The sequence below is a fragment of the Neobacillus sp. SRL179 genome (assembly GCF_984799095.1).
Genome location: NZ_OZ481792.1, coordinates 3,377,818 through 3,398,251 on the forward strand (window position 1 = coordinate 3,377,818; position 20,434 = coordinate 3,398,251).

Here is a 20,434-nt window from a genome sequence, read left to right on the forward strand (position 1 = left end):
TCAGTGGACTTACACCCGTCAAGTAGACAGCTCTAAAAAAGACTATGCAGCCATCGTGATCCGATATTCAACTGGAGCACGGTGGTTTAGTCGTTTTTGGAATCTCTTATAATTGTACTCATACATAAATGTCTCTATTGCTTGTATTAATTCTTCCTCTGTTTTACAATCGGTTTGATACAACATTTCTGTTTTAAAGTGGGAAAAGAACGATTCAACACAGGCGTTATCTAGGCAGTTTCCTTTGCGAGAGTGGCTGCCCTTAATGCCATATTTATTTAATCGTTTGTTGTATTTCTTAGACGTGTACTGGAATCCTTGATCCGAATGGAGAATGGTTCCGTGCACGATTCTTTTTTTATTTAGGTCCTCCACAGTATCCAATACCAGTTTCATGTTATTCCTGTCTGATAACTTCCAAGAAACAATTTCATTATTATATAGATCCTGAATAACTGATAGGTAATAAAAACGGTTTTGGAAAGGTATGTAAGTTATGTCTGTTACTAGGACTTCATTTTCTTTTCTCTCTTTAAATTCCCTGTTAACCAAGTTAGGGAACACTTTGGAACCTTTTTTACCAAAGTATCTCCATTTCTTTCTTATTACCGACTGAATTTCCATCTCCTTCATTAAACGGTAAACCTTCTTATGGTTTACCTCAAATCCTTCCTCCTTCAGGGCTACTACCATTCTAGGATAGCCATATTCCTTATGTTTGAGGTGGATGGAAAGCATTAGATCCATTAACCCCTGATCCTTTTCCTTTTTCTTTTCACGAATCTCAATGGTTTTTACCCATTTGTAATAGCCAGATCTCTGCACTTCAGCAATTTCAGTTAACCAGGTAATGGGGTATATACCTTTTAGCTCATGTATAATCTCAAACCTTATTGATTTTCTGATTTCACCTCCCCGTGAAGATTTGGATACTGCTTTTTTAAGTATTCAACCTGAGCCTTATAGTAATCACGTTCTTCTTCTACATTTTTGAACTTTGTTTTTTGTCGCCCTTTAAGGGGGTTATCAGTAGAAGTTTTTCCCCTTTGATCGGTAAGTTGATTGCCTTCCTCAAACTTTCTTACCCAAGTTTTTAATTGGGTTGGGCTACGTAATCCCAACTCCTCAGAAAGAGTTTGGTAACTACCATCACCATTAATATATCTTTCAATTGCTAAACGTTTAAATTCTTCTGTATAGGATTGAAATTTCGTCCCCTTTTTTGCCATAAAAAATCCCCTCCAAGTAGTAGTGTATCATTCCCACGTTATTAGCGGGCTTTTTACACTGTCTACTTAAAGGGGATAATATCATCAGACAGTCTTTTTTCATTCAGGTCATTCTTTTACCAATTCATACATTTTGGTATTCTTATGATCAATTACTTTTTCAAATCGATTACCATAGAGAATAAAATTCCCAGAAGGGGAAAAAGCTATTGGCTCATTCTCTAATCCATCCATAATAAGTTTTTTGCTTCCCTTTTTTAAATCAAAGGATAGAAGCTGAAAACCGTCCGTATAAGTATCGAACTCACCGCTGGAATGAGGACTAAAGGTAATGACCTGCTTCTTTTCTGGATTATAATCATAAAAAGGCACTAACCAATCCGAAAACTTCGTTAATTGCGGTATAGAGAAACTAAATATTCTCTTAAATTTATTATCATAAAAAGAATAATCAGCCAACGATTTGTCTTGTTCATTAACAGAGACCGTCATGAGCAAGTCATGATAGGTTGAAAATTGGATGGCTGCTGGCAACAATGTCTTTTCCACTTCATTTTTTAACCCTTTCACAATAAGCGGCGCAACTAAAGAAGGGGTGTCCTCGTCCCAAGCTAAATAGGAAATCTCATCTTCATGGATCCACTTGATAAACGGTTGTGGCAAAGAAATATCGGTCGTTGTATTTCGGTTCATATCAACTAAAAATAATTGATAACTCCAATCCTCCTCAAAGGCTGATACAAGAACCTCTGATTCATTATAAGGATTCCATTCAAACACTAATTCGTAGGAAGGAAAGGATTTCTTCCATTGCACATTACCTGTTGTATCAATAATTGTCACTAAACCTTCGTAGGAGGATGGCGCAGAATGAATTAACAGATGATGTTTTGATGGGCTTATTTGTACGTTGACAATAGGATGGTCGGTTTTATATATTAATTGATTCGTTCCGGAAGTAAGATTGTATAAAACGACATTAGAAGTTTGTTCAAGATTTGTTACATAAATAATTTGAAAATCGGAAACCCAGCCAACCACCTTATCAAATTCACCTAAGCCGTTTGGAAAAGCAATAGGTAACTTCCATTTTAATGCCTGCGAGGCAGGTTTTGTTGGACCCTTTGGCATTTCAGTTTTTTCAGGAGTTTTAGGATTAGGTACTTCCTTATTTACACAAGCACTTAAAAGTAGGGAGAAAAAAATAAAGAAAATAACCAAAACTCGAAATATAATTTTGTGCTCGTTCGATGTAAACAATTTCCCTCCCCCTTTTTCCCTTCTAATGTTAGTACGTTTTTTTTAATAAAAATGTTTCACTAATTTAAAACATTTTACATAAACAGGAAAAAAGCCGCAGATAATCGGCTTTTTTAATCTGATCTTTATTTTGTTAATTTATTTTTTATCAGCCAAGCAGCCCCAAGGACACCAGCATCGTTTCCTAATGTCGCAAGGGCTAATTCAGTGGAATCCTTTACAGCTGAAAAGGCATATAGTGTGAAGTTATCCCTTACAGCATCCAATAGGACCTCTCCTGCTTTTGATACGCCACCGCCTAACACAATTTTTTCTGGATTTAGTGTATTCCCGATATTTGCTAGCACAAAACCTAAATGGAAGGAAACCTCATCTATAACTTTTTTCGCCGAGGGATCACCATTTCTAGCCGTATCAAAAACATCCTTAGCAGTGATTTTTCCATTTTTTATAAAGATTGCTTTTAATTCTCCAGGAGACTGTTCACGATTGAGCTCTTGCATGGCTAAACGTACAATGCCTGTTGCCGATGCAATGGTTTCAAGGCAGCCCGTCTTGCCACAATTACATGGAGCTCCACCTGAGGGGATTGAAGTAATATGACCTATTTCTCCTGCTGCACCATTTACCCCCTGGACAATATTCCCATTTGCAATCACTCCACCGCCAACACCGGTTCCCAGAGTGACGCAAACTAGATTCTTTGCACCATTTCCAGCTCCCAGCCACATCTCCCCTAAGGCTGCACAGTTTGCGTCATTTTCTACTGCAACTGGAAGTGAAGATGCTGCTTCAAGGCTTTCTTGTAAAGGATAGTTATCCTGCCAGCCTAAGTTTACGACATTTAGAATAATACCTGTTTCATAATCTACAGGTCCTGGTGCCCCCATACCAATCCCAACTAACCTATCCTTTGATACATTATGTTCAATAAGCTTTTCATCAATTGCATTGGCAATATTAGAAGTAATATGTTGACCTTGAGAGGAATTGTCCGTAGGGATTTCCCACTTATCCACCATTTTCCCATCCAAGGTTATAAAGGCTATTTTTGTCGTGGTGCCACCTAGATCGACTCCGGCTATCCATTGATTTTCCATTAAATTCACCTATCTTTTACTTTTCTCTTTTTCAAATTGTATCTCATGCCTTAAAATTAATAGTGCTGTTTGAAATTCCCTTGGTTCAATTAATTGAGCTTGATACAACTCTTTTAATTCAGACTCCATTAACTCAAGATCCCCAACTCGATCGCCAACATAAATAAAGGTTCCAAATTGTTTTAGAAATTGCTGAATATCATAAATCGTTTTCATCTGGGGAACCCTCCCCCTCATAATAGTTTCAAATTTAGAGTAATAGATTTTATTAAAAAAGTCTACCTCGTCGATCCATTCTCCTCAAAATAAAATAGGATCACTTGAGTAAAATTATTCTCCTTGACCACTCGAAAGACGTTGATCAATCTCACGAAGCAGATTGGTAAAGTCCTGATCATTTGGTTTCAGTTTATTAGCCTTTTCTGCATTTATTTTTGCTTCTTTCACATCATTTTCGCTCAAATTTACATATGCTAGAAGATAGTATGCTGGTGCCAAATTAGGATCAAATTTAAGTGCTTTGTTCAAATGTGCTTTGGCTTCCGCAATCTGATTTTGATCATATTCCACATAAGCTAAAATCAAATAGGTTTTTTCAGTCGGATGATCCGCCTTCTTCTCAAAATCCTTTAATAATTTATATGCTTGATCATTTTGTCCTTGATTAATATAATCCTGAGCAGTCATAACAAGCGATTCCTCATCAAGTCCTCTTGTAGGTGAATGGAAGCCATAAAATAATGCCCCACCTACAATACCCGCAGAAGCTATCAAAAATAATAATTGCAATAACAGTTTTTTCTTTTTCGGAAAGTGCACAATCCCCGCAGCAAGAAAACCTCCAGCTAACCCCCCAAGGTGGCCGGCATTATCAATTCCAGATGCAGTAAAGCTAAATACAAGATTAATTGCGAGAACGACAAATAAATTCATTCCCATTGTCCGCTTAAATAACTTTGGATAAATCATTCCAAAGTATAAAAGGGCACCGAAACAGCCATAAATGGCACCACTTGCGCCCGCCGACAAGGTTGGACTAAAAAGATAACTCGCAATAAATCCTGTTACCCCAGCAAACAGGTAAATAAAAATAAAGCGGACATTGCCAAATATACGTTCTACAGTCATCCCTAGAAAATACAAAGCTAATGTATTCATTAATAAATGCAAAAATCCGATATGAAGAAAGACAGGTGTAATAAATCTCCACCATTCACCTTCATAGATTAGGTAGTTTACTTTTGCACCGTACTTAGTAAGTGTGGCGTTATTCGTACTGCCCCCATGTAATTCCAGCCAAATAAAGACAGCTGCCTGGAGGAAGATAAACACGTAAGTAAAAAATGGTTTGCCGTTAAAAAGGATTGCTTGTTCTGTTTTAATTTTTTTATTTACATATTCTAGAGTAGTTTTCTTCGCTTCCTCCACATCGTGTTCTGAATGGGATTCATTATAAGTAAAGTGAACCACACTGCCGAGCCTCTCCGAGATCTGTGCCAATCCTTGTTCAACCCCCTCTTTTGGCAAAAGGATCGAACGAACAGTGGTCTTATTTCCTTCTGGATAAACAAAAGGTTCTGAAAGTCGGTACTCATAATCATCAACGGGGAGGAACTGACTAATATAAATGTTTAACACATTTAATTGACTTCTTCCAATTTGATTGCGGACTCTTTCACCATTAGAAGCAGTAAATTCGATATCACGCTGCATTGCATTACTCCAGTCAAAATCATGTAGCAGCATACGAATGACTGGAGCCTTTTTATTTTCTACTTTTTCAAGCCATAGTTCTTTCTGATTTTCAAACAATTGAATTATTCGATATCCATGCTCGGAAATGAAAGAATATGCCAGCTTCCAAAAGATGTAACCCTCTCTATTATTCATTTCTCCCCTACTTTCTTATTTCAAGGTATTGATAAATTTATAACTCGTTTGTTTCATTATAAACGAAATGTTTCTATTACATTGATTAAAAGCATACAGAATTGCTTAAATTTAACCATTTAGACAAATGATTTTAATAAAAAAACCATCTGTGGTTTTCACCAATCAGATGGTCCTCCAAATACCGATTTCATCATTTTTTGTTTTACCCCTGGAAAACTCATAATAGAACCTACCGCCATCCGGCGAATCCAGCGGGAACCAAGCAGAACATTAATGAGTCTATACCTATACCGAAAAATAAAATAACCGATAGATCCAATCATAAATATGGATGTTAACATACGAGACATCATCATCCCTCCTGCTACTATTCTGTTCTAATTATAAGGGATTTATCCATGAATCATAAAATCGGCTTAAAAAAGGGATGAATTTTTTCAAAAATTCATCCCTCTTATATTTAAAGATTTTTAAATACCGGTTCCATCGTATCTTTTAATACTTTAACAGAGTGGGTGAATTTTGTTTTTTCTTCTTCACTTAAATCCAATTCAACTATTTTCCTAACTCCTTTTCGATTGACCACAGCAGGAACACCAATATAAATATCCTTCTGATCATATTCCCCATCGAGGTAGGCAGAAACAGTTAGGACGGAGTTTTCATTTTGAAGTATAGCCTTGGTTAACCTTACTAGTCCCATTGCAATTCCATAATAAGTAGCGCCTTTTTTGTCAATAATTTGATAGGCAGCATCACGGACATTGATAAAAATTTGATTTAGATCTTCTGGTTTGTATTCAGGCTTGTTCTTTGTCCAGTCAGATATCGAGGTACCAGCTATGTCGGCTTGACTCCAAACTGGGAGTTCGGTGTCACCATGTTCTCCAATAATATATGCATGGACATTACGAGTATCAACATCAAAATAATCACCCAATAAAAAGCGAAAACGTGCAGTGTCCAATATGGTCCCTGAGCCAATGACCCGTTCTTTTGGAAGGCCGGAAAATTTCCAAACAGCATAAGTGAGGATATCAACTGGATTGGTGGCAACTAGGAAAATACCATCAAAGCCGCTATCCATTATTTCTTCCACAATCCCCTTGAAAATTTTTGTGTTTTTTTCCAAAAGATCTAGACGAGTTTCACCAGGCTTTTGGTTTGCACCAGCAGTGATTACTACAAGATCTGCGACCCCGCAATCCTTGTAATCGCCAAACCAAATTTTAGTCCGTGATGGTGCAAAGGGAAGTCCATGATTCAAATCCATGGCATCGCCTTCTGCTTTGTTCTTATTTAAATCAATTAATACTAACTCTTCAGTAATCCCTTGATTTAATAAAGCAAACGCATAACTTGAACCAACAGCTCCAGTTCCAATTAGCGCCACTCGATTAACACGTCTCAACATGACTATTCCTCCACTCTAAAGTACAAAATAAAATTTCTTATAAAATGAATTCTTAATAGTTAAACATAGCTTTTTTCTTTTAAAATAAGAAGCTATCCAATAAATTGAAATGTTATGATTGCTAATACCGCAGCAATGGAGCCGGAAAGGAAATTGACCATATCATTATCCACAAAGGTAATCCCTTTTATTCTAGTGGTTGATAATTGACAATGATTCTTTTTTTCCGTTGTAATACCACATTTCCTACAGACATACACTTGTTGGTAAAACGCACCGATAATTGTATCTATCATATTACCAACAAATCCAAACAATAAAACAAGGAAGGTTAAAAAGAAATCTAAATGAAAAAGCCAAAAACTGATTATGGAGATCAGAAGAGTACCTGAAATGGCTGCAACCGTTCCGAATAAACTAATAGCACCTGATGTACCTTTTTCAATTCGCTTAAATGTTCGGATGTAAATAGGATTCTTTTTGCTTAAACTGCCAATTTCCGATGCCCACGTATCCGAATTGGCACTGGCTAGACAAACCATAAAACCCAGCAGCCAAGATGTACTTGGTTGAAAATAATGAACAATACTGAAAAGACCAGCTGCTCCCCCGTTGGCCATCACCTGTCGCCAATCTCTTCTGGAACCTTTTGCTAATTTTTCTTCCATCTTAATTTTAAACGAACTTTTATATTTTGACCAATAACTTGACGAAACAAAGAATGTCCCTAGGAGAATCAACCCCATTATACCGAAACCAGTATAGACAGCCAGACCAACAAAAATTGCAGCCAAAGTTCCCGACTTGGATAATGATTTGTTATGGTGTCCCATAATTCCAGCAGCAAAGATTCCTATCATAATAACTAAAACTTTTATCATTTTATTTAATAGTCTCACAATATGTAATGATTTTTGAAACAGGTATATCATGTTCTTCTATTGGAAATTGCGAAATGATTTGCTCGCTAAAGGCAAGGGATATGGTTTTACCAGTATAGTTTTTTAAGAACCGATCATAATATCCACCGCCAAAACCTAAGCGATAGCCCTCCCTAGTATATGCCAAACCAGGGACAATCATTAAATCAATTTGGTTGGCCTCCACTTGGGTGGTTAAATCTTCAATCGGCTCACATAAACCATAAAAGACAGTTTCAAGCTGGGAAAAATCTTTTAGCGTTCTAAAAGTCAGTGCTTTTTCTTTTGGATTACACTTTGGAACAACTACTTTTTTTCCCTGTTGCCATGCTTTTCGTATTATTGGGTATGTATCCACTTCGGGCTGTCTTGAAACCGTTATTCCAATCACTTCTGCATTAAACCAGTCTTCATCCTCAAAGAGTCTGCTAGCAATTTTATCGGAATAACCTTCATAAAGGGTTTCGGAAAGGTTCGAAAGCAATCCTTTAACGTGTTTCCTGACCTCTTGTTTATTCTTCATATGTATAAGCCTCCTAACTAGATAAGAAAAGCGCAAGCGCTTGTTTCTAGGCAACAAAAAAAGCAGCAGGAAGCCCTACTGCTTATTTTGTTTCACGGTGTGCTGTTGTACGCTTTTCTCTTGGGCAATATTTCTTAAGCTCAAGACGATCAGGGTTGTTACGTTTATTTTTTGTTGAAATATAGTTACGATCTCCACACTCAGTGCAAGCTAACGTAATATTTACACGCATGTCTATTTCCCTCCAAACGATTAAACAAGTTCGTTCATACGACTTTTCTATAATATCATTTTTAAAAAAGAAATGCTAGTGTTTTTACAGAAAAGCGTTGCTCAATGGAGATGAAGGGATAATATTTATATTCACACGTGTTCTATATGTTTGTAAAGTGCTTTTTCCATTGTAATTAACTCGCTTTTAGTAGAACCCATAATGATCCAAGTATTTATTTTACAGGTCTCCCGAGGTGGTATAGTCAGGTTCACGGCAATAATACTTGCTGCAGCACCTTTAGCTAGCGGTTGATACTTTAATGTTCCTTTATCAAGTGAATTCCAAACTTGATCGGTATATGCATGCCATAGAGGAACGGTTGTATATTCATGTATGCCCGATTGATTAAATTGTCCGCTTACCAGAAATAACTTTTGATTTGCATGATGGAAAATATGATTTTCAATCGGGGAGACAAATGTTAAATGATCTTTATCTACATTAGAAAAATGATGCATAGCTAAAATTTTAATTTCTTTGGTCTGATTACTATGATTTCCTACATACATACTAGACAACCTAATTTTCGAATGGAGATGCTCCTGCTTTACCTGGAGAATTAATTTATCATCGTAAAGTACCTTTTCCATCGTATTCTGCAGCCAAAAGTATTTGCCGTTTACCCAAATCCCCGGAACCAATTGGAGAACCTCCATCCACGATGGATGTACAACTGTTGACCTTGAATTTTGTTGTTCAGATAGATTCATCATCGCTTACACCTAATTTACTATTTTTTGGTGTTACCTTTTGCTTTTCTTCATTTACACGTTTATTTAAGATGGTATCTGCCATGACTCTGCTTGTTTCTGAGGCAATGCGTCTCCAACCATATAAGCTTGTAACAATTTTCCGTCCTTTGTTGCCAATTTCTTCTGCTTCATCAGGATGACTCATTAAATAATCTATTTGTTTAAGCAGGCTCTCCGGATCTCCAGGAACCATTAGCATTCCTGTTTGGAAATGCTTTACAATTCCTTTCATACCACCAGTATTGGATACAACTGTGGCTTTCCCGAGTATCATTGTTTCTAGAGCGACAATTCCGAATGGTTCATATAGACTTGGAAAGACTGTCAATTCACTTCCTTGAATCAATGCATTTCTTTGTTCATCTGTGACATAGCCAATAAATGCTATAAAATTGGTTAGCTTTCTTTCCCTAATTTGCTGCTGATAGGCTATAAGCATCGGACCTTTTCCCGCCACTATAAAATGGCAGTCTAACCCCTTTTCTTTAGCAATAGCTGCAGCTTCTATAAGTGTTTCAAAGCCTTTCTCTTTTACAATTCTTCCAATCGAAAAAATGTATCTTTTATACTTCAATTCTGGAAAAAGTTCCTCTATATTTCTATCTACTGTTAATGGCTCGATTCCATTAGGAATGACAGCTATCTTTTCAGCATTGGCATGGAAAGTAGAAATTAGCCCATCTTTCATGTAATCACTACAGACAATAAGTTGATCTGATTCAGAAACTAGTTGTGATTCTTTGTCATGTATAAATTGTTGCATTTGATTATATATACCATTATTCCTTCCGTACTCTGTTGCATGTATGGTCGATAATAATGGCAGAGAGAGCAACTCCTTTAAACTGATAGAAGCTGCACTGACCAGCCAATCATGCGCATGGATCAAATCCAGTTTACTATCTTCGCTTAATTGTTCAGCCTTGAATGCCATTGCTAAGTTTAGACCGGCAATCCAGGAAAGAAAATTGTCATCCATTTCATTCACAGGTCTAACTCGATGCACATGTACCCCATTCATTTTTTCATAGGAAGGCAGTTCATTATTTCCTGCTGTTAATACATGAACCACATGCCCCATATCTGCCAAATGGCTTGAAAGACCATGCACATGTCTTGAAAGGCCGCCAACAATATTAGGTGGATACTCCCAGCAGAGAATTAAAATATTTAATTGCCATTTCTCGAGAGGATTTCGATCCAAGTCAACATGTTCTAAACCTTTACTATTCATCGTGCTCCCCCAAGTTGTTTGCCTTCAAATAATAGCTGTACGTGCTAACCTGATCCATCCATTTTGGAGGCTGTTCTTCATACTGTTGGAATTGTAATAAGTCTTGATGATAAATGTGTCCAGTTGGAATTTCTGGTGACGGTGTTTGAATGCAATTGGAGCGAAAAATAGGGAAAAACTTGTTTTTTGAAGAAAAAATACCTAATTCAGCAATATAGCTGCGATTTTCTGCAAGCCCTTTAATAAACCAGTGCCCACTTTGGTAGGGTACCGGTATCTCATTAAAATGATGTGCATTTTTTCCGTTAAATACTAGATCTGTTACATCATAAATTCTTGCAACCGTAACGAGTTCTTCAAATTTTAGATTAAAAAAGGTTTCGATAATCTTTTTAGGTAATTCTGAAACTTCCCAGAAAAGAAGTACCTTTCGAGGTGTTACAAGCTTTGCCTTCAGTTCACCTTTTAGTGGGGTAAGTTCTTGTGGAAAAGAATTATCCGAGGAGGATCTATCCATGGTACTTATTTTTTCATTAGAATCCTTAAGTTCATTCTCCGCAAGTTCCATCCATTTATTCCAGCGATATTGTACTTTACCGACTGTGGTATTGAGCTCCGAGGCGATTTTTCGAAATGAGTATCCATCCCCTCTTAGCTTAATAATTTCCTCAATCATTTCCATCCTCCATTCTGCAAACAATCAATATATGCAATAAATCACTAAATATTCCTATAAATTGATATGTTAATCGTATCATCAGTTTAGAATGTATTCAATAAACGCATTTTGTCGTATTTTGCATATCCATATAACGGCTAGATGAAGTGAACGAGAATTTTTTTTGGAAATGAATGCAACCCTTTTTTCTACAAAAAACATCATGATTCATATGAGCTTCTGTACTCTTTTTCGACACTATATCTACATAAAAAAAGATGAAGTCAGAATTACTTCATCTTTTTTTCGTTCTTATTCATTTAAATTGATACGGTTTCCTGTTACAAGGTAAATAACATCCTCAGCAATATTGGTTGAATGGTCTGCGATTCTTTCAATAAATCGGCAAACAAATGCCAATTGAATAATTTGATTGGTTGAATTTGGATTTTGTGGGATGTAGCTTAAAAGCTCCTGAATCAGCCTTCCAAACATTTTGTCCACTTCATCGTCTTTCTCAGCACATTTCTTTGCCAAATTAATATCCTCTGAATAATAAGCAGTGATCGACTCTGAAACCATTTCTAGAGCCATTTCCATCATTTTAGGTATATCAATTATCTCTTTAAAATGCGTTTCCTTACCAATGTGAATGGCCGATTTAGCGATATTTACAGCGATGTCTGCAAATCGCTCTACTTCAGAGGATACTTTTAAGGCTGCACTAATTTTCCTGAGATCTGTTGCTACTGGTGATTCCCTTGCAATCAATAAGAGCGCTTTATCATTTATTTCGTATTCTAAATCATCAATCTCATTGTCACCATCAACCACTTGTTTTGCCAATTCTAAATCTTGATTAATTAAAGCAAGCATTGAATTTTTAATGGCAGTTTCTGCTTTACTTGCCATGTTTAGAAGTAAATCTTTTAATTCTTTTAAGTTATTATCGAAATTTGCTCTAGTACTCATCTACGTCACCTCATCATCCGAATCTTCCAGTAATATACCCTTCAGTACGTGAATCTGTAGGGTTTGAAAATATGTTGGAAGTTGAATCAAGTTCAATTAATTCGCCCATTAAAAAGAAAGCTGTTTTATCAGAAACCCTAGATGCTTGCTGCATATTATGGGTTACAATGACAATTGTATATTTTTCTTTTAATTCTAATATCAATTCCTCAATTTTCAAGGTAGAAATTGGATCTAAAGCAGAAGTAGGTTCGTCCATTAACAACACATCAGGCTTCGTTGCAAGTGCTCGCGCAATGCAAACCCTTTGCTGCTGTCCTCCGGATAATCCTAAGGCTGGAGTATTTAACCGATCCTTCACTTCATCCCATAAAGCCACATCCATTAATGACTTAATGACAATCTCATCAAGGTGCTTCTTCTTTTTGATTCCATGAATTCTCGGGCCGTAGGCAATATTATCATAGATGGTTTGTGGAAAAGGATTTCCCTTTTGGAAAACCATTCCTACGTTTTTTCGAAGTTCAACTAAGTCCATTTTTTCGTCTAAAATATTTTGACCATTATAGTTAATTTCGCCTGTCATCTTGACATTTGGTACCATATTAATCATCAAATTTAGAGATTTGATAAAAGTTGATTTACCACAGCCTGACGGACCGATCATAGCCGTAACCTCTCTTTTATTGATGGGAAAGTTAATATCTTTTAATGCATGATGGTCTCCATACCATAAATTCAAATGATTGATGTCAAACACTTGCCTGGTTAATACTGAAGTTGACATTCCATTTCCCCCTTATCCGAACCGTCCGGAAATATATTCTTCCGTCTTTTTTACCGAAGGGTTTGTAAAGATTTTTTCAGTCTTATCATACTCGATCAAATCTCCCTTAAAAAAGAAAGCAGTTTTATCAGAAATCCTGGATGCCTGTTGCATGTTATGCGTTACGATAATGATCGAATAGTCTTTCTTCAAATCGACAATTAATTCTTCCACCTTTGCATTTGAGATGGGATCCAATGCAGATGATGGTTCATCAAGAAGCATGATGGCCGGCTTCATCGCAATCGTCCTAGCAATACAAAGCCGTTGTTGCTGACCACCAGATAGGGATAGTGCAGATTTATTTAGTCTATCTTTTACCTCATCCCATAAGGCAGCTTTTCGTAGGCTTTCCTCTACAATTTCATCAAGGAGACTTTTCTTTTTAATTCCAGCAAATTTAAGTGCATGTGTAATATTTTCATAAATGGATTTTGGAAATGGGTTTGGCTTTTGAAAAACCATTCCAATTTCTTTTCTTAAGGCAACTACATTTATTTCTTCAGACAAGATATTTAGATCTTCATATATGATTTCCCCTGTAGCCCTTGCACCTGGGATTAAATCATTCATCCTATTTATACTACGTAGAAAAGTAGATTTTCCGCAGCCTGACGGTCCAATCAATGCTGTAATTGAATTTTTTTCTATCTCCATCGAAATTCCGTTTACAGCCCGTTTATCTCCATAGAATATTTCCAAATCATTTACTTTTAAGATATTTTCCATTTGCAACTGGACGGTTGATTGTAATACTTGTTCTACAGTTTCTTTTTCCATATAAGTGGTAACCATCCGTTCTCACCTGCCCTTTATTTAGTTGCAGTAATTTTTTTAGTAATAAGTCTTCCAATCCATCTTGCTAACAGGTTGAAAATTAATACTGATATCACTAACACAGCTGCAGATCCATTTGATACTTCTTCGACGTCTGGAATTAATCCTTGAGTATTTACGGACCAAATGTGAACGGCAAGTGTTTCGGCCGGACGAAAGATATTTAAAGGAGATTGAGCGGAAAATGGATTCCAGTTTCCGTAATCGAGACGTGGCGTCGATAGGCCTGCTGTAAATAATAGTGCCGCTGCTTCACCGAACACCCTGCCTGCAGCAAGGATAATACCCGTTAATATTGATGGAAAGGCACTAGGTAAGATAACGGTTTTTATCGTATGCCAATGAGTTATCCCTAACGCAAGACTAGCCTCTTTCAAATCACGTGGAACTGCAAGGATGGCGTCTTCACTGACACGCACGATTACAGGTAAATTAAATACAGTCAGCGCTAGAGCTCCACCTAAAATGGTATACCCCCAACCTGTTGTATTAACAAACACCAATAGTCCAAACATGCCTATAACGATAGACGGCAAAGATGATAGAACCTCAACACAGGAACGAATGATATCCGTTACTTTTCCTGGCTTAGCATACTCCGCCATATAAATACCGCCGCCAACCCCAAGAGGAATAGCGATGATCATGGTAATAACTAATATATATAATGAATTGAATAGTTGGTCTCTAATACCTCCACCAGCACGAATATTACTAGACGGAGAAGTAAGAAAATCCCATGAGATGTATCTAAATCCATTCACCAAAATATAGGAGAATAAACCGATAAGAATGGCAACAATGATAATGGCAATGGCAATAAAGACTCCCGTGGCAATTCGATCAGCCGTTTTGCTTTTCATTATAATTTCCTCCTTGATGAAAGATAGCGAATGAGGAGAATAAACGCAAACGACATAACTAATAAAATTAATCCCATGGACCAAAGCGTATTATTTTCCACACTTCCATATGTGGTATGACCCATATTCAAAGTAATAATCGTCGTTAATGTTGCTGACGCATCCAAGAGACTAGATGGTAAGTCCCTGACATTTCCAATTACCATTTGAACAGCTAATGCTTCCCCAAATGCCCGAGCCATCCCTAAAACAATTGCTGTCAATAGGGATGGGAGTGCAGCCGGAATAAGTACTTTTCTAATCGTCTGCCACCGTGTTGCCCCAAGAGCATAGGAACCTTCTCTAAGACTATTGGGAAGGGAGCTTATCGCATCAGTTGCAATTGTTGTAATGGTTGGCAATATCATAATGGCTAATACAATCATACCTGAGAGTAAACTAAAGCCTAATCCGCCAACATGTTCTCTAATAAAAGGAACTAGTACTGTCAACCCGATGAATCCATAAACGACGGATGGTATCCCAACCAAAAGTTCGATAACCGGCTGTAATATTTTTCTTCCCCAGGACGGCGCAATCTCCGTCATAAATATAGCCCCGCCAATTCCTAACGGTGCGGCAATAAGTGCCGAAAGAAAGGTGACAGCAAATGACCCAAAAATAAATGGTAAAACCCCATATTCAGGATTGGCTTTATTAGTTGGATTCCATTGTGTACTTGTAATGAACTCAATTATACTTACTCCATTTTTTATAAATGATTGCAATCCTTTTGTTCCTAAGAAAATAGTTATGGATATTGTTGCGGATATCATAATCACAGCACACAATAGAACGAGAATTTTCCCTCGTAATTCTCCATCCATTCGATTCTTGGTTGATTTCAGTAACCTGTCTTTTGCAGGAGCTAACTTTTCCATAATGCACCAATCACTCCTAAATTACGTGATAATAGGGTAAATGCAGATTGGCATTTACCCCTGTTTATTAATCGAACCTTGTTACTAGAGATTTTTTTGCTTACCCTCTGCGTCACGTTCTACCTTCATTTTTGTAACAGGAAGATAACCTTGTTCTTTTAAAAGGGTATTTTGAATATCGTCTGACATTAAGTAATCAAGGAAGGCTTTTGCTAAACCATCAGCTTCACCATTAGTATAAGAATGTTGGTACGCCCATACTGGGAATTCACCTGATTGTACATTTTTTTCTGTTGGCTCTACACCATCGATTGATAGTGGTGTTACAGAATCATCAGTGAAATATGAGAATGCGAGGTAACCTACAGCACCTTCCGTTTCATTGATAATCTTTTTAACGGTGTTTGAAGAATCTTCAGTAATTCCTTCAGCTGGTGTTGCACCATCAAGAGCAAATTTATTAAATACTGCACGAGTACCTGAAGAGTCTGGACGGTTTACAAGTACGATTTTTTGATCTTTACCGCCAAGTTCTTTCCAGTTTGTAATTTTTCCAGTAAATACTTTGATTAAATCATCTTTTTTAATATCTTTAATACCAACTTTAGGGTTAATCGCTGCAGTCATCCCGACAACCGCTACTTTATGATCCACAAGCTTATCAGCTGGAATCCCTTCTTTTTCTTCAGCGAAAACGTCTGAGTTCCCAATTTGAACTGAACCTTCGGCAACTTGAGATAATCCAGTACCGGAACCACCAGCTTGGACTTGAACATCCACATTTGGATTTTCCGCCATAAACTCTTCGGCAGCAGCAGCTACTAATGGCTGCATTGCTGAGGAACCAGAAATAGATAATGAGCCAGATAGTTCTTTTGTTGATTTATTAGTATCATCTTTTTTATCTGTAGATGCCCCGCCCCCACAAGCTGCAGTGAACACCATTAGTGCTGCAAATAATGTAAGTAGGCTAAATTTCTTTAATTGTTTCATTTCCTGTATTCCCCCTAAGAAAATTGGTTGAGATAACGAATGTTTGTCTGCCTTACATGAATAAGAATAAAGGAAGACTGTAAACCACGTTTTAATGGAATGTAAAGGTTTTGTAAAGTTATGTTGCATTATTGTAAATTGCAAAACATCTTCACCTTATAATTTTTGATGAATTTCTGAAAAATATCCTTAGGAATATGATGCACCTATCTTTTGATTCATATGTAAAAGACCTGCCTCAGTAGTGAGACAGGTCTTTTACATTGTTTTATTTAGTTGCTCGGAGTAGTTTCAGCATTTTCTGCTGGTTGTTCAGTTCCTGCTGTTCCAGGAGTATTTTGATGAGTCTTTTTCAACTCAAAATAGGCATCCATTACCCTTTTTCCAATTAAACTATTAATACTTGGGCCAGTACTGCCGGTATATGCCCATGGAACCACAACAGCCATGGCCACTTCTGGATTATCGAATGGAGCAAAGCTGACAAGACTTAAGTTCATAACATCTGTGCCGCGTTTTGATTTATCTCCACCATCATAAAAGGCCTCGGCTGTTCCTGTTTTCCCAGCAGGATTATAAGCAGCCCCTTTAAAGGAACCAACTGCCGTACCGTCACCAACCTGCATAACCATTCTAAACCCTTCTTGAACCCGCTTGATCCATTCTTCTTTCATATCGACCCGATTTAACACCTTCGGTTGAATTTCTTCAACGATCGGTCCTAATTCATTATTTTCCATGACGGGCTCCCGAATTTCTTTCACAATATGCGGCTGCACACGGTTTCCGCCATTGGCAATAGTAGAGACATATTGTGCAAGCTGCATTGGTGTGTAGGTATCATACTGCCCAATTGCAAAGTCCATAAGTTTACCAGGTATTTTTTCGGTGCCTTGAAAACCGTTCATCTCATTTGGAAGGTCAATCCCAGTTCGTGTCCCAAGACCAAATTGGCTAAAGGATTGTCGTAAAGTATTAAAGGTCTTATCAATTTCTAAGTGAATCGGTGCGTTACGTACATAGTGTCCATTTGCCATCGCTATTACTGTTTTAAACATATATACGTTAGATGAAACCTGTAACGCTCTAAGGTCATTGATAGCGCCAAATGTCTTCCATGACTTTTTCACAGGTGTATCTTTGATTACAATAGGTTCATCCAATAGGGTTTGCCCCGGACTAATAGCACCAGTTTGATAGCCTGTGAGAATGGTAGCTCCCTTGACAGCAGAACCCACGTTATAAGAGGTCGTAATATTTCCTCCCGCAAAATCCTTCATGACGGTTTTACCATTCTTATCCTTGCCTATTTGCTTACCGGCCATGGATAATATTTCTCCAGTATTGGGATTCATCAGCACGACAAATGCACGGTCCATGATACCAGTGTTTGGCTTACTCTTAGCTGAAAGCATTTCTTCTTCAATTATCGTTTCTACCTGTTTTTGCAAATCCATATCAATAGTAAGGACTAAATCCTTACCCCGTTTCCCTTCGGAAACCACTTCTGTAGATAGAATTTTTCCTGCTTTGTCTGTAACATTTTTAACCTTTGCCTTCTGACCATGAAGGACATCCTCGTATTTCAGTTCAAGGTAACTTTTTCCGACGCGGTCATTTCGGCTGTAATCGCGAGCAAGATATTTTTCAAGTTGTTCCTTTGGAATACCTGCTTCTGATGTAGTAACATCCCCCAATATCGACTTCAAGGTATCACCATACGTATACATTCTTTCCCAATCTGTAGTTGTATCGACACCTGGAAGATTTTCTAAGTTTTCACTGACTATTGCAAATTCCTCAGGAGTTACATCTTTATTTTTTACAATTTGCGGAGTTAACGCGTATCCACTATTAAATTCATGATAAATGGCTACTGTTTCAAGCTCTTCTCCTTGAATACTCGCCATTTCACCCTCAGTTACACGATCAACCTGCAATTTATATATTTGTTTATCATCTAGCTTTTTCTGTTTATATAAATCCCACTCTTTTTTCGTAATCTTGGCTTTTGCTTCTTTTGGATGTTTAGTAAGCCAATAATCTTTTATTTCCCGTTCAGGTACTTTAGAAGTGTCTTTAGTGATTAACTTTGCTAATTTTCCCGCAGTATCGAGCATCTCCTCTGCGGTAACATTCTGGTATTTTGTGTACGTAATTGCGTTAAGCGGGCTATTATCTACAATCGTTTTTCCATTCCGATCAAACATTTTCCCTCGTGGAACTGGGTTATTTACTGTAATATCCTCTGTCCGTTCAATTTCACGTTTAAAATCATCGCCAAAAACGATTTGCAGCTCTCCAAGTCGGAGGATAAGAACTGAAAATAGGACAAAAACAACAAAAAATACCATATTCAATCGAAAAGGGACATGTGTCTTCTTCTTTTTCTTTTTGTTATTCAAGATTTATACACTTCCTTTTTTCAAGGCATAACATAACCTTTTCTATTTTATAAGAAAATGTTCTATTTATCTATGAATAACACTTACCAATTTTAAAAATAAATGCGATGAGTTTAATCTCATCGCATTATGATGCAGGTAATTGGACCTTCCTTATGGAGAAATAAATTAATAAATGACCCGCACCTAAAACAAGCAGCAAAAAAGGAATACTCTTGTCCTCATTAAACCAGGTTATAGCAGCAATAAAGGCTAGAATGGAGACAATTCTCCCGAAATTCAAGAAAATTTCGCGCACCACAATGTATTCAATCCTCATTTCAGCTGCTTTCCAGCCTAATCCAATCACATCGTATGTAGTTGACATATAGGGAACTAACAGAAGAGGATAAGCGATTGCAATCATTCCTGCATATATTAACAATTTTATAAAATTCACATCCCATACAATAAGAAGGACAGCAGCGTAAAGAATAATCCCGCCAATAAGAATGGATTTTTTACGATGATTTTTCTTAATTAACCGAGATGCAAAATAATAAGCAAGAAACGATATTCCCGAGTTAATAAGTCCAAATGTCCCTAAAGACAATTCACTTCCCGTTGAAATGTAAACAAAGACAGATATGACAAAGGCAAAAGTCCCTTCTCTTAAGCCCTGTAGAAAATGGGCGTTTGTAACCAGACGCCAATTCTCATTTTGTTTTCTTTCCTCCAATATACGTTTAAAGCAATATCTTCCTGTTGCTGGCCTTGGTTTTAAAGAGAAACTCATGAAAACGGCAAGCGCGAATAATCCTAGTGACAAACCAAAGACAAACGTATATCCAGTAAATTTTTCAAATCTCGTGATGATGAATCCAGCTGCAATCGGTCCAATCATTCCGCCAGCAGAGGAAAGAATCCCCAAAAACCCGTTAAAAAAATCCCTAGTCTCAGGCTCAGTAATCTCGAAGGTTAATACGTTATAGGCCAGCCAATAAAAGCCATAACCAATTCCAAGCAGGCTGCCCAATACAAGCAAAAAAGTAGAAGCGTTTGTACCTGTTACCAAAACGGCTAAATAAAATATCGCCAAAAAGATAACACCTATTCGAAGCACAATTACCCGGTCGATTTTCTTTGCCCAACGTCCTGCTAATATGAACGTTACTAGTTGCAGGATCACTATTGAGAGGTTAAAAAGAGCAATATCTGTATATCTGCCGGTCTGTTTCCAAAGATAAATATTCACAAATGTGTTTGATAAGGCAACGCTTAGAGAATATAAGCCGCCAATAATCAACAATAGTGATAAATCCTTGGTTAATACTACATCACCTAAAAGTTTAAATTTTTTTGCCATTAAAAACTCCCCTTTT

General features: G+C 37.2%; 22 protein-coding genes. All 22 read right to left on the reverse strand.

Features of this window, described 5'->3' with window-relative positions:
* Positions 1-42: 42 nt before the first annotated feature.
* The 22 genes from AC4E8C_RS16725 to AC4E8C_RS16830 all read right to left on the reverse strand — a co-directional run bounded on the left by AC4E8C_RS16725 (position 43) and on the right by AC4E8C_RS16830 (position 20,418).
* Entirely contained in the window at positions 43-948 is a 906-nt protein-coding gene (locus AC4E8C_RS16725; RefSeq protein WP_490212454.1) for an IS3 family transposase, read from the reverse strand.
* The gene (locus AC4E8C_RS16730) at positions 891-1,229 is read right to left on the reverse strand and encodes a transposase (RefSeq protein ID WP_490207782.1); all 339 of its coding nucleotides are present in this window, start codon (positions 1,227-1,229) and stop codon (positions 891-893) included. Before AC4E8C_RS16730 ends, AC4E8C_RS16725 begins: the two co-directional genes overlap by 58 nt.
* 108 nt (positions 1,230-1,337) lie before the next feature.
* Complete coding sequence (locus AC4E8C_RS16735; protein ID WP_490207783.1) at positions 1,338-2,489, reverse strand: YqgU-like beta propeller domain-containing protein; 1,152 nt, start codon at positions 2,487-2,489, stop codon at positions 1,338-1,340.
* 125 nt (positions 2,490-2,614) lie between these two features.
* Positions 2,615-3,589 (reverse strand): ROK family glucokinase, encoded by a 975-nt coding sequence (locus tag AC4E8C_RS16740; RefSeq protein WP_490207784.1) that lies wholly within the window; start codon positions 3,587-3,589, stop codon positions 2,615-2,617.
* Positions 3,590-3,598: 9 nt separating this feature from the next.
* Positions 3,599-3,805: a YqgQ family protein gene (locus tag AC4E8C_RS16745; RefSeq protein WP_490207785.1), complete on the reverse strand. Its 207-nt coding sequence runs from the start codon at positions 3,803-3,805 to the stop codon at positions 3,599-3,601.
* Between the two features lie 114 nt (positions 3,806-3,919).
* Positions 3,920-5,479: a rhomboid family intramembrane serine protease gene (locus AC4E8C_RS16750; RefSeq protein WP_490207786.1), complete on the reverse strand. Its 1,560-nt coding sequence runs from the start codon at positions 5,477-5,479 to the stop codon at positions 3,920-3,922.
* Between the two features lie 158 nt (positions 5,480-5,637).
* On the reverse strand, positions 5,638-5,832 hold the full coding sequence (locus tag AC4E8C_RS16755) for a hypothetical protein (RefSeq protein WP_490207787.1): 195 nt from the start codon (positions 5,830-5,832) through the stop codon (positions 5,638-5,640).
* 110 nt (positions 5,833-5,942) lie between these two features.
* Entirely contained in the window at positions 5,943-6,896 is a 954-nt protein-coding gene (locus tag AC4E8C_RS16760; RefSeq protein ID WP_490207788.1) for an L-lactate dehydrogenase, read from the reverse strand.
* Between the two features lie 92 nt (positions 6,897-6,988).
* Entirely contained in the window at positions 6,989-7,777 is a 789-nt protein-coding gene (locus AC4E8C_RS16765; protein ID WP_490207789.1) for a DUF92 domain-containing protein, read from the reverse strand.
* Between the two features lies 1 nt (position 7,778).
* Positions 7,779-8,339, reverse strand: a complete 561-nt coding sequence (locus tag AC4E8C_RS16770) for a 5-formyltetrahydrofolate cyclo-ligase (protein ID WP_490207790.1) — start codon at positions 8,337-8,339, stop codon at positions 7,779-7,781.
* An 82-nt stretch (positions 8,340-8,421) separates the two neighbouring features.
* The gene (gene rpmG, locus AC4E8C_RS16775; RefSeq protein ID WP_015594975.1) at positions 8,422-8,571 is read right to left on the reverse strand and encodes a 50S ribosomal protein L33; all 150 of its coding nucleotides are present in this window, start codon (positions 8,569-8,571) and stop codon (positions 8,422-8,424) included.
* Positions 8,572-8,702: 131 nt separating this feature from the next.
* Complete coding sequence (locus tag AC4E8C_RS16780; RefSeq protein ID WP_490207791.1) at positions 8,703-9,326, reverse strand: hypothetical protein; 624 nt, start codon at positions 9,324-9,326, stop codon at positions 8,703-8,705.
* Positions 9,310-10,599 (reverse strand): glycosyltransferase family 4 protein, encoded by a 1,290-nt coding sequence (locus AC4E8C_RS16785; RefSeq protein WP_490207792.1) that lies wholly within the window; start codon positions 10,597-10,599, stop codon positions 9,310-9,312. The genes AC4E8C_RS16780 and AC4E8C_RS16785 overlap by 17 nt, the downstream gene beginning before the upstream one ends.
* On the reverse strand, positions 10,592-11,275 hold the full coding sequence (locus AC4E8C_RS16790; protein ID WP_490207793.1) for a DUF4912 domain-containing protein: 684 nt from the start codon (positions 11,273-11,275) through the stop codon (positions 10,592-10,594). The genes AC4E8C_RS16785 and AC4E8C_RS16790 overlap by 8 nt, the downstream gene beginning before the upstream one ends.
* Positions 11,276-11,569: 294 nt before the next feature.
* Positions 11,570-12,229: a phosphate signaling complex protein PhoU gene (phoU, locus tag AC4E8C_RS16795; protein ID WP_490207794.1), complete on the reverse strand. Its 660-nt coding sequence runs from the start codon at positions 12,227-12,229 to the stop codon at positions 11,570-11,572.
* Between the two features lie 13 nt (positions 12,230-12,242).
* A complete protein-coding gene (gene pstB, locus AC4E8C_RS16800) occupies positions 12,243-13,016 on the reverse strand; it encodes a phosphate ABC transporter ATP-binding protein PstB (RefSeq protein ID WP_490207795.1) in 774 nt (257 codons plus the stop codon).
* A gap of 12 nt (positions 13,017-13,028) precedes the next feature.
* The gene (pstB, locus tag AC4E8C_RS16805) at positions 13,029-13,835 is read right to left on the reverse strand and encodes a phosphate ABC transporter ATP-binding protein PstB (protein WP_490212595.1); all 807 of its coding nucleotides are present in this window, start codon (positions 13,833-13,835) and stop codon (positions 13,029-13,031) included.
* A 32-nt stretch (positions 13,836-13,867) separates the two neighbouring features.
* A complete protein-coding gene (gene pstA, locus AC4E8C_RS16810; protein ID WP_490207796.1) occupies positions 13,868-14,755 on the reverse strand; it encodes a phosphate ABC transporter permease PstA in 888 nt (295 codons plus the stop codon).
* Entirely contained in the window at positions 14,755-15,675 is a 921-nt protein-coding gene (gene pstC / locus AC4E8C_RS16815) for a phosphate ABC transporter permease subunit PstC (RefSeq protein WP_490207797.1), read from the reverse strand. The genes pstA and pstC overlap by 1 nt, the downstream gene beginning before the upstream one ends.
* 84 nt (positions 15,676-15,759) lie before the next feature.
* Positions 15,760-16,668, reverse strand: a complete 909-nt coding sequence (locus AC4E8C_RS16820; protein ID WP_490207798.1) for a phosphate ABC transporter substrate-binding protein — start codon at positions 16,666-16,668, stop codon at positions 15,760-15,762.
* A gap of 272 nt (positions 16,669-16,940) precedes the next feature.
* Positions 16,941-19,022: a peptidoglycan D,D-transpeptidase FtsI family protein gene (locus AC4E8C_RS16825; RefSeq protein WP_490212596.1), complete on the reverse strand. Its 2,082-nt coding sequence runs from the start codon at positions 19,020-19,022 to the stop codon at positions 16,941-16,943.
* Positions 19,023-19,200: 178 nt separating this feature from the next.
* Positions 19,201-20,418, reverse strand: a complete 1,218-nt coding sequence (locus AC4E8C_RS16830) for an MFS transporter (protein WP_490207799.1) — start codon at positions 20,416-20,418, stop codon at positions 19,201-19,203.
* Positions 20,419-20,434 lie beyond the last annotated feature (16 nt).